Genomic DNA, 10094 nt, shown 5'->3' with positions numbered 1-10094 from the left:
GCTCACCGCCCCGCCGAGGCCTCGCCGCGCGCCGGCTCCTGCCGATACAGCAGCCACGCCTCCGGTGCGCCCGTCTCCCAAAATATGCTCCAAAGCTGTTCTCTCGTCATGCAGCAGGCCTCCTGTCATCGGTGCTCCGTTTTGCAAACGGGCTATCCTTAGGATAAGCCTGCTTCACGCAATTATTCGTAGCCGAAGTTGCGGATCATGGTCTGACTGTCGCGCCAGTTCTCCTTGACCTTGACCCACGTCTGCAAAAAGACCTTCGTGCCCATAAAGCGCTCGCAGTCCTCGCGCGCCTCCGTGCTGATCTTTTTCAGCATGGAGCCGTTCTTGCCGATGATGATGCCCTTGTGGCTGGCCTTCTCGCAGTAGATCGTCGCGTCGATGTCAATGACGCCGCTGTCGCGCTCCGAAAATTTCGTGATCTCAACGGCCGTGCCGTGCGGAATTTCACGCTCGAGATTCCACAGCAGCTTTTCGCGGATGATCTCCGCCATGACCTGCCGCTCCGGCTGGTCCGTCGTCATATCATCCGGGAACAGGAACGGGCTGTCGGCCGCGTGGCGGGCGCACTCCCGCAGCAGGTCAGGGATACCGTCGCCGAACTTCGCGGACACCGGAACGACGGCATCAAACTCGAACTTTGCGGCATAGGCCGCGATGACGGCAAGCAGATTCTCCTTCTCGACCGTGTCGATCTTGTTGATAACAAGGATGACCGGCGCATGCGCGGCGCGGAGCTGGCCGAGCAGCTCTTCCTCCTGCGGGCCGATGTGCGCGATGGGCTCGACGAGCAGCAGCGCGGCATCCACGTCGGTGACGGAGTCGTGCACGACATTGTTCATATAGTCGCCGAGGCGCGTGCGCGGCTTATGGAAGCCCGGCGTGTCGACGAACACGAGCTGCGTGTCATCATGCGTGACGATGCCGCAGATGCGGTTGCGCGTCGTCTGCGGCTTATGGGAAACAATGGCGATCTTTTCGCCAACGAGGTGGTTGATGAGCGTCGATTTACCGACGTTCGGCCGCCCCACGATCGTGATCATGGCAGATTTCTGGCTCATGGTTTTTCTCCTATGGTAAATTCAAAATCAGCTTGTAAAAATGTCCTTTCGGACATTTCCGCCAAGCTGCTTTCAGAATTGCAAAATCAAATTTTGTAGCATGATTTTGCAATTCTGCCGCTGCGGCGGGTGATGGAACGCGAAAGGACACCCTGACGGTTTCCTTTCACACGATCCTTCCCTCCGAAACCTTCGGCTGGGCAGGTTTTTTGACAGTCTGAAATTCAAAATACATTTGATCCTCGGTCCGGTCCGCATGGCCGCCGTGCACTGCGCCGACCACGCCGCCCATGGCGCGGTAAAATGCCTGCGCGGGCAGATTGTGGCAGTTGCAGCCGCAGAAAAACTTCTGAATGCCGCGCTCGCGGCAGAATTCGGTCAGCTGCGCAAAGGCGCGCCTGCCGAGACCCATCCGCCGGTAGCCCGGCAGAAAATACAGCGAGTTGAGGCAGAGTGCAAAGTCCTTATAGCGTCCGTAGGTGTACGGTCCGTATGTAAAATAGCCCACGCATTCCGCCCCGTCCATGGCAAGGAACACCGCATTCGCCGGGTCGGCGATGCGGGCAGCGTCGCGCGCCGTATGGGCCTCGAGGTCATATTCGTCGATCATGGCATCGGGATAGATGCCGCGGTAGGTCGTATCCCACGCGCGGCGGCGCGTTTCGGCCAGCAGGCGCGCGTCCTCCGGGCTGGCGCGGCGGAATTCGACGCTCATCGCTGCAGACCGAGCTGCCCGGCGATGATCTCCTCGCGCGTGCGCATCTGGCGCTTCATTTCGCCCTCGTCCATGTGGTCATAGCCCAGCAGGTGCAGGATGGAGTGGATCGTCAGATAGCCCGTCTCGCGGCGGAGCGAATTGCCGAAGCGCTTGGCCTGATCCCGCGCACGCTCGAGCGAGATAGCCATATCGCCCAGCGGCAGCAGACCGGTCTGCGGATCGATGTCCTCCTGCACGTCCTCCGGGAACTGCCCCGGCGTGAACTGGAACATCGGAAAAGACAGCACATCTGTCTCGCGGTCAATGTTCCGCATGGCGCGGTTGATGGCGCGGATGCCCGCGTCATCCGTGACGAGCACGTTGATCTCGCAGGGAACGTTCACATGCTCGGCCTCCAGCGCAGCGGCGATGCACTTGCGCAGGTGCAGCGTCAGCGGCAGGCTGCGGTCTGCGCGGTTGGAATAGCGCACAATGATCTGATGCTTCATGGCTTTCTCCTGTATACTTTTTTCTGCCCCGGCAGGCCGCTCTTCGCACTGTGCTCCGCCGTCTCATAGGCCGCGATGATGCGCTGCACCAGGGCGTGGCGCACGACGTCGCTGGCCGTCAGGCGGCAGATGGCGATATCCGGTACGTTGTCCAGAATGCGCACGGCGTCCTTCAGACCACTGACCTTGTCGGAGGGCAGATCGATCTGCGTAATGTCGCCGGTGATGACGATCTTCGAGCCGAAGCCCAGTCGCGTCAGGAACATTTTCATCTGCTCGCGCGTCGTGTTCTGCGCCTCGTCGAGGATGATGAAGCTGTCGTCGAGCGTGCGGCCGCGCATATAGGCCAGCGGCGCGACCTCGATGTTGCCGCGCTCGAGATATTTCTGATACGTCTCCGCGCCGAGCATATCGTAAAGCGCGTCATACAGCGGACGGAGATACGGATCGACCTTGTTCTGCAGGTCGCCGGGCAGGAACCCGAGCCGTTCGCCCGCCTCTACGGCGGGGCGCGTCAGAATGATGCGGTTGACCGCCTTCTCGCGGAAGGCCGCCACGGCCGCCGCCACGGCGAGGTATGTCTTGCCGGTACCGGCCGGACCGACGCCGATCGTGATGGTATTTTTCGAAATGGCCTTCATATAGCGCTGCTGTCCAAGGGTCTTTGCCTTGACAGGACGGCCCTTGGCCGTGATACAGACAACGTCCTTCGCCATTTCACCGATCTTGTCCTCGTTCCCGCTGGAAACAAGGTCAATCAGATAGCGCACCTTCTGCTCGTCGATCGTCTCGCCCTTTGCGGCCAGCAGGAGCAGGCCCTCGATGGCGCGGCCTGCGCGGTCCGCCGCCTCGTCCTCGCCCGAGATCTTCAGCTCCGTGCCGCGGTTCGTGATCTTCACGCCGTAGGTCTGCTCGATGCGCTTGATGTTTTCGTCAAACGAGCCGAACACATTGATGATCTGCTCGATGCGTTCGGCATTGATGATTCGTTCGCTCATGGGGATTCTCCTTTGTCAGTCCGCCGCCTCCAGCGGCAGCGTGCGGGAAATCAGCTCCGTGCAGTCGCTCTGCGCCTGCAGGATGCACAGGCCGCCCTGCATCAGCAGGCTCTCCTGTGTGGCATCGATCCTGCCCGCGAGCATCTGCGCCTGCACGGCGCGCCGCCACGCCTCCTGCAGCAGCTTTTCCGTCTGTGCCTGCGTCGCGGGGACAGGCTCCAGCACATATTCCCGCAGGATCGCCGTCTCCAGCCGCAGCGGATACGCATAGCCGGAGGTCCGGACAGCCTTTTCCACGATCATTTTATCACAATCCTGCTGGGAAATGCTACTGTTTCCCCATAATTTTATTCTTTTTTTCCCGACGATGAGCGTGACCTGCTTCCACTCCCGGCCGGTATAGCGCTTTTCCAGCCGCTCAGCGGGCGTGACGACGGTCCCAGTATGCCACGTCCTGGCATAGATCTCGGCCGAGGCGCACACCGGGCGGATGAACAGGCCGTAGTCCTCATATCCGGAGACGAGCAGCTGCCCCTGCCGGACGGTATCGCCGACGGCGCACAGCCGCATGCCCTCCGTTACGGAGACCTCCGTGAGCACGCCGTCCCGCGCGGCCACCACATTGGCCACGGCGTAGGGAGCGCGCGTGTCCGGCGGCTGCTGCCGCTCCGTCACGAGCACCTGCACCCGCCCGCCGGAGCGGTTCACGGCGAGCCACGCCAGCTCCGGCATGCGCAGCAGCATCCGGTTGCGCGTCTCGGGCGAATCGATGGACGGCCCCCATGTTCCCGGCGCGATGCCGAGCTCCTCAAGCGCCTGCACGATCTGCCCGGCCGGGAGCCTGTCATTTCCCTCGACCTCGATCGTCCAGACGAATTCCTGCAGCACGAACGTTGCCGCGGCCGCCGCCAGCAGCCCCAGCAGCAGGACGGGCCGCCGCAGAAGACCGCCGAACTGCGCCCGCAGGCCGGAGCGCTCCGTCATCTCCGCCGTGCACAGGCAGCGCAGCGCCAGCCCCTGCAGGCGCTCTGCCTCACGCGCAGGAACACAGAGCGACAGGTGCAGCGCATCCTCGCGCTCGATGTCCCAGAATTCCAGCCGCGCAGCCGCAAGGGCGTTCAGACACTGCTCCGGCGCGGCGCCGGTCAGGCGGAAGCGGACGTTACCACGCAGATAGCGGATCAGCCGGCTCATCTCAGGACACCTCTACGCAGCGGATCGTCCCGCCGATCTCCACGCGCCGCTGCGTCATGCGCAGAATGCGCAGCCCGCAGCCGCTGACGGTCAGCGTACCGCGCTGCACCGCGATACAGACGCGGGTGTCCGTGTATTCCAGAATGCCTCCGTGATTTTCGATGCAGACGCTTGTATTGCCGTGCAGCTCGGCCAGCGGCCCCTGCGACACGACCTCCTGCGGCAGCGTCAGGCGCTGCGCCAGATTTTTTCCCCGTTTCATTCGATCACCCGGAGACATTCTATGCTCGCTTTCCGCATTCCTTTCCGGCTCCGGCAATATATTCCGGTGAGGTGATCTTCTGTGCTGCTTGTGCTGCTTCTGGCGGCCGCCGGGCTTCTGCTCGCGCCGCAGGCCGCCGCGTCCGGCGCGCTGCAGGGCCTTCGCGCCTGCGCAGTGCGCGTCATTCCCGCGCTGCTGCCGTTTTTCGTCGTCTCCCGCATGCTGACTGCCCTTCCGCTGCCCACGCCGGGGCGGCGGGCGGACCGTCTGTTCCGTGCCCTGTTCGGCGTCCGCGCCGCGTGCCTGCCGGCCCTGCTGACCGGCCTGCTCGGCGGCTATCCCGCCGGGGCGGCCGCCGTGACGGAGCTGTACCGCGCCCGTGCACTTTCAAAGGCAGAGGCCGAGCGCGCCCTGTGCTTCTGCAACAATTCCGGGCCGGGCTTTTTTGCCGGACTCATCGGAACTACCGTGCTCGGTGACGTGCGCCGTGGGCTGATTCTCTACGGCCTGCATGCGCTTTCCGCCCTGCTGACGGGCCTTCTCCTGCCCGGCTCCGCTCCCCCGGCCGCCCTGCGGACGGCGCGCCGGGAGAAGCCTGTTCCGTCTTCCCTGCTGCCGGAAGCCGTGCAGGGAAGCTGCGCCGCCCTGCTGCAGGTCAGCGGGCTCATCGTCTTTTTTTCGTCGATACTCGCCGTGCTGCGCGCCGCCGGGCTGACGGCCCTGCTGCCAAACCGGCTGGCCGAGGCGCTGGCCTGCGGCGCGCTCGAGCTTTCCAGCGGCATCCTGCTGCTCTCCGGCCCCGGTGCAGAAGCCGCCTGCGCCCTTCTGATGGGTTGGGGCGGACTATGCGTCCATTTTCAGGCCATGAGCCTCTGGCAGGCGGCGGGGCTTCGTCCGCACGGTTACTTTTCCGCAAAGCTGCTGCATGGCCTGCTCTCGGCCGTGCTGGCCCTCGCCTGCTTTGCGCCGTCTCCTGCCGCGCTGCTGTCTGCCGGAGCGTTGACCGCTTGCGCACTGCTGGCTCCCCTGCTGCGAAAAATTCGGGCTGGAAATTTGCGCCACGCTGCGGTATAATAGCAAAAAAGGAGGTGGCCCGCATGCTGTTCCGAAAAAAGATCGACCGATTCTGCTCCTACTGTGTCTACGCCGGGAAGCTCGACGACGAAACGTATCTCTGCGCCAAGCGCGGCTTTGTCGCTGCCTGCCACCACTGCCGGAAGTTCAAATACGATCCGCTCAAACGCGTGCCGAAGCGCCGCAAGCCAAAGGATTTTTCCGAATATGACGAGCTGGATTTTTCCCTGTAAATATAATATAGGTATATCGCTTGGCGAAAAATCCTGAAGGGACTTTTAGAAGCAAGCTGAAGCAGGTCCTTCCCATATCGGGAGGACCTGCTTCGTTCTATCTGGTAAGAATTGCACAGGAAAGGACGCTCGGACCGTTTCTTTTACGCTTTTTCTGCAAGACTTTAGGTCGATGTTTTTGGCCTCGTGATTCATGGCAGTCTTTTTACTTGCCTGCTGCGGTACGAATAAACCGCATGATGATCGTTGCGACCTGAGCGCGGGTGGCATTGCCCTGCGGATCGAGGAGAATGCCATTCCCATTGTCGGTCCCCTTTATCAGACCCTCGGCAACTGCCCAGGAGAGAGGCTCCACGGCATAGCCGCTGACATCGCCCCGATCGGGATACTGATCCAGATTTCCACGCGCTGAGGTATCAAATCCGGACATCGCTGCATAGCGGAACAGAATCGCCGCCATCTGTTCCCGGGTGATATTGCTGTCCGGCTCAAATTTATGGTTGCCGATGCCGTTCACGATGCCGTTTTCGGCTGCCCAAGCCACGGCCTGCGTGAACCAGCTTCCGTTTGGCACGTCTGTGAAGGGATTCTCCCATCCGGCCGGGCTTCCGGCGTAGCGCCAGAGCACCGTGACGAGCATGGCGCGCGTCATGCTGCTCTCCGGCTCAAACATGCCGTTGCCGACGCCGTTCATCAGGCCGTGCGCAATGGCATAGTCGATGCCCTCGTGGTACCAGCGTCCGGTGTCCACGTCGTGATAAGGCTTGGAGGGACAGCTTGCGCCGCCGTCACAGCTGCCCTCGGTGTTCCCGCAGCGTGAGCAGACACCATTGACATAATCGTGCCCCAGCGCAGGAATATAGCCATCACGGTAGCTCTCGCCGCAGGCGCAGAAGTGCTCGGTGTAGCCCGCGTTGATGCAGGTCGGATAGACGGTGTCGGTGCGGTAGGTATAGTCGTGGACGTGCCCGCTGCCGCCGTCGGTCTCATACCACTTCAGCTCGCAGCGGCGGCAGTAGTGGCGGATCATGCCGTAATACGCAGAATACTCGTATTCCTCCGTGGCAACGACCTCGTCGTGCCACAGCGCGGGGGTCTGCGTCGGCTGGGTCAGGGTCAGGCCGCAGAAGGCGCAGTGCGTGCCGCCGGTATAGCCCGGACGGGTGCAGGTGGCCTCGATCGGGTCGTTGGCGACGGGCTTATGCGCGATGGGTGCGGTATTTGCCGACGCGGTCACGGCGCCGCAGACGGCGCAGACCGTGCGCGTAAAGCCGCCGGTGCGGCAGGTCGGCGCGACCGTTTCCGTCACGGGCTGATGGGCGGTGCAGGCGCCCGTTTCGAAGGTGAATTCATTGTCCACGGCGTAGGTCTGCGCAGCCGTCCCCGCCGCGCCGCGGATGACGAAGCCGTCAATCTTGGTCAGCCCCGCGAACTCGTTGTCCGGGTCGACCGGGCAATATCCGAACGCCTGATGGCCAATGTAGGCGACGCTGGCAGGGATGGTAACGCCCTTGCCCTTGCCATAGGTGAAGAACGCGCCCTCGTCCAGCACGCGCAGGCCGTCATTCAGATGGATTGCCTTGATGCTCGGCGCGGAGAAGGCGTTGCTGCCGACAAAGCGCACGGAATCCGGCAGGACGATGCTCTCGCAGGCGCTGTTGTTGAATGCCTCCCTGCCGATGTACTGCACGCCGCCGAGGTCGATGAACTTCATATTCTTCGCACCGGCGAAGGCGTAGTCATCCACATATTTGCAGCTCTGCGGGAGGATCAGCCCCGCGAGATTCGGCTGGTCGAAGGTGGGGTTCAGCTCTGTCTGACCCGCGAGGAACTCATAGGTGACGGAAACCGTGCCGTCCTTGAGGCTCAGGACGGTGCCCTCCGCCATCGAGCCCTTGTAGGCATAGGCGGCCTTGCCGAAATAAACCACGCCGTTTGGCTGATCGTGGAACCAGCCGCAGTTCTGGAAGGCCCAAGAACCGACGTGGGTCACGTTCTTTTCCAGCTCGCCGAAGTCGGTCAGCGCGGCGCAGCCGGAGAAGCAGCCGTCGCCGATCTGACGGACGTTTTTGCCGCCCTTAATCGAGCGCAGCTGCGCACAGCCGCTGAATACACCGTCGCCAAGCGTGATGAGTGAATCCGGCAGCGTCACGCTTTCGAGCGCAACGCAGTCGCTGAGCGCGCCGCCCGTCAGAATGCGGACGTTCTTCAGGTCGATCGACTTGAGGTTGGAGTTGCGGTCCTTGTTGTTGTAGGGGTCGCCGTTGGAGATCGGGCCGCGCACCTCGAGCACGTCGTCGGGCAGAACCACGTGCGCCGTCCTGCCGACGCTAAGGCCCTTCAGCGTCGTATTGCCCTTCGGGATGGTCAGATTCTTGATCTGGTAACAGCCGGAAAAGCAGCTCTCCTCCAGAACCGCCGTCGTCGGCAGCTTGAGGTCGGTCAGATGGGCAAATTTGCGGAGATTGATGTAATGGACGCTCTCCGGAACGGTAAGCTTGGTGATGCTGCCGCCGCCTTCCGTGATACTGAGCGATTCCAGCCCGTCGGGCAGGATCAGCTCGTTCACGCCGTCCAGATCGTCCTGCTCGATGCGCACCATTTTTGTGCCGGGACGGACGGTCAGCTTGGAGGGATATTTTTGCCCCTTGCAGCCGAGGAACACGCTGCCGCAGTACAGCTCCGTGCCGTCGGCAAGCCCCTCATACCACTTCGAGGTGTAGATGCTGGAGTCTTCCATATCGGTCAGCGACTTGGGGAAGGTGAAGCGCTCGATATTCTCGCAGTCGTAAAACGCCCGCTCCTCCAGCGTAGTCAGCCCCTCGGGCAGGACGAGGCGCGTCAGCCCATCACAGTCGTTGAAGCCGCCCTCGCCGATGACCTTCAGCCCCTTGTTCAGCTTGACGGAGGTCATGCCGGTGCAGTCGCAGAAGGCGTTGTTGTCAATGCGCTCAACGCTGCCGGGGATCTCCACGGAGGTCAGGGAGGCGCACTCATAGAACGCCGACGCGCCGATCCGCTTGACGCTCGACGGAATGGTCACGCCGGTGATGTCCGACCGCCAGAACGCCGACGCGCCGATGACCTTCACGGTGTCAGGGATGACGGGCATCTTGCTCGTGCCCCTGTAGTCCAAGAGCTGCCCCTGCCAGATGAAGAAGTCCGAGGCGCTGTCGTCATACAGCCACTGCTGGTGCAGCTCTCTGAGCTTTCCGGCAAAGGCGCCGACGCTGTAGCCGCTCTTCTCGCCGAACGCGCCGCCATGCAGGAGGGTGTTCTCGCCGCGGATGGTGATCTCGTTGAGATTCGAGCAGGAGGCAAACGCGCCTCCGCCAATCTCCGTCACGCCGGCGGGAATGTCGATCTTTTGCAGGTAGTAGTTGTGGTAAAACGCATTTTTGCCGATGGTTTTCAGGCTCTGCGGCAGGACGATCTCGCGCAGCTCAAAGTGGGTCTTCGCTGACCAGTCGTCGCCATCGTAGAATGCACCGTCTGCGATGTACGTCACCGTTTCGGGCAGGACAACCTTGCGGACAAAGATATTGGGGTTGCTGTAGCCCTCCTCGTTGTGGAAGCTTTGGATGCCCACGACGGTATAGCCGTCGATGGTCGAGGGGACGGTGACCTCCGCCTCGTAGCCGTAATAGGCGGTGATCTCAATGGTCGTTGGTGAGACGAATGCGTAGGTAAAGCCGTAGCCCGCCTCGCCGGGCAACTTTTCCTCGCCGGGGATGCCCGCCGCATTCACCGCCGGAAGCAGGGAAAGCGTCAGGGACAGGGTGAGCAGCAGGGACAAAATAATCCGTTTCATGATTCTACAGATCCTTTCTGCATGATTTTCGTTCCTGACCGGTAATCCGAAAGCAACCGGTCGAAAAGGTCCTGCCGGAATTTTGGCTCGGTTAGGTTCTTCGATAGTTCGATGGTCTGATTCTTTTTTACTATATCATAGTCGTCACCGTTTTTGAAAAGTCTTTCATTTTTGTCATTGACATTTCGGAAAAGTACAGTTTACAAGGGACTACACAGGGTAGGTATCTGACGGGAGGGGTTCCGCCCG

9 protein-coding genes are annotated in these 10094 nt (G+C 61.8%); 2 read left to right on the top strand and 7 right to left on the bottom strand.

Annotation, left to right across the window (positions count from 1 at the left end; all coding sequences use genetic code 11):
- Window positions 1-182 precede the first annotated feature (182 nt).
- The 6 genes from era to ACMKFF_RS00665 form a co-directional block, all read right to left on the bottom strand.
- Window positions 183-1067 carry a GTPase Era gene (gene era, locus ACMKFF_RS00690; RefSeq protein ID WP_419495727.1) on the bottom strand — a complete coding sequence of 295 codons (885 nt, stop codon included), beginning with the start codon at window positions 1065-1067 and terminating at the stop codon, window positions 183-185.
- 166 nt (window positions 1068-1233) lie between these two features.
- Window positions 1234-1782, bottom strand: coding sequence for an N-acetyltransferase family protein (locus ACMKFF_RS00685; RefSeq protein WP_419495726.1), 549 nt, complete (start codon window positions 1780-1782; stop codon window positions 1234-1236).
- Window positions 1779-2273: an rRNA maturation RNase YbeY gene (ybeY, locus tag ACMKFF_RS00680; protein WP_349135488.1), complete on the bottom strand. Its 495-nt coding sequence runs from the start codon at window positions 2271-2273 to the stop codon at window positions 1779-1781. The genes ACMKFF_RS00685 and ybeY overlap by 4 nt, the downstream gene beginning before the upstream one ends.
- Complete coding sequence (locus ACMKFF_RS00675) at window positions 2270-3271, bottom strand: PhoH family protein (RefSeq protein ID WP_419495725.1); 1002 nt, start codon at window positions 3269-3271, stop codon at window positions 2270-2272. The genes ybeY and ACMKFF_RS00675 overlap by 4 nt, the downstream gene beginning before the upstream one ends.
- Before the next feature lie 15 nt (window positions 3272-3286).
- Window positions 3287-4465 carry a sporulation protein YqfD gene (locus ACMKFF_RS00670; protein ID WP_419495724.1) on the bottom strand — a complete coding sequence of 393 codons (1179 nt, stop codon included), beginning with the start codon at window positions 4463-4465 and terminating at the stop codon, window positions 3287-3289.
- A gap of 1 nt (window position 4466) precedes the next feature.
- Window positions 4467-4727 carry a YabP/YqfC family sporulation protein gene (locus ACMKFF_RS00665; RefSeq protein WP_349135723.1) on the bottom strand — a complete coding sequence of 87 codons (261 nt, stop codon included), beginning with the start codon at window positions 4725-4727 and terminating at the stop codon, window positions 4467-4469.
- 81 nt (window positions 4728-4808) lie between these two features.
- Here ACMKFF_RS00665 and ACMKFF_RS00660 point away from each other — a divergent pair, with 81 nt between their 5' ends.
- On the top strand, window positions 4809-5801 hold the full coding sequence (locus ACMKFF_RS00660) for a hypothetical protein (RefSeq protein ID WP_419495723.1): 993 nt from the start codon (window positions 4809-4811) through the stop codon (window positions 5799-5801).
- A gap of 23 nt (window positions 5802-5824) precedes the next feature.
- Complete coding sequence (locus tag ACMKFF_RS00655; RefSeq protein WP_349135726.1) at window positions 5825-6034, top strand: hypothetical protein; 210 nt, start codon at window positions 5825-5827, stop codon at window positions 6032-6034.
- A 205-nt stretch (window positions 6035-6239) separates the two neighbouring features.
- Here the strand turns inward: ACMKFF_RS00655 and ACMKFF_RS00650 are convergent, their stop codons facing one another.
- Entirely contained in the window at window positions 6240-9845 is a 3606-nt protein-coding gene (locus tag ACMKFF_RS00650; protein ID WP_419495722.1) for a leucine-rich repeat protein, read from the bottom strand.
- Window positions 9846-10094 lie beyond the last annotated feature (249 nt).

It is taken from the genome of Faecousia sp., from assembly GCF_048519415.1.
GTDB lineage: Bacteria > Bacillota > Clostridia > Oscillospirales > Oscillospiraceae > JAZOXB01.
The sequence above is the reverse complement of the archived record's forward strand: the minus strand, read 5'-3'. Positions and strand labels throughout refer to the sequence as shown.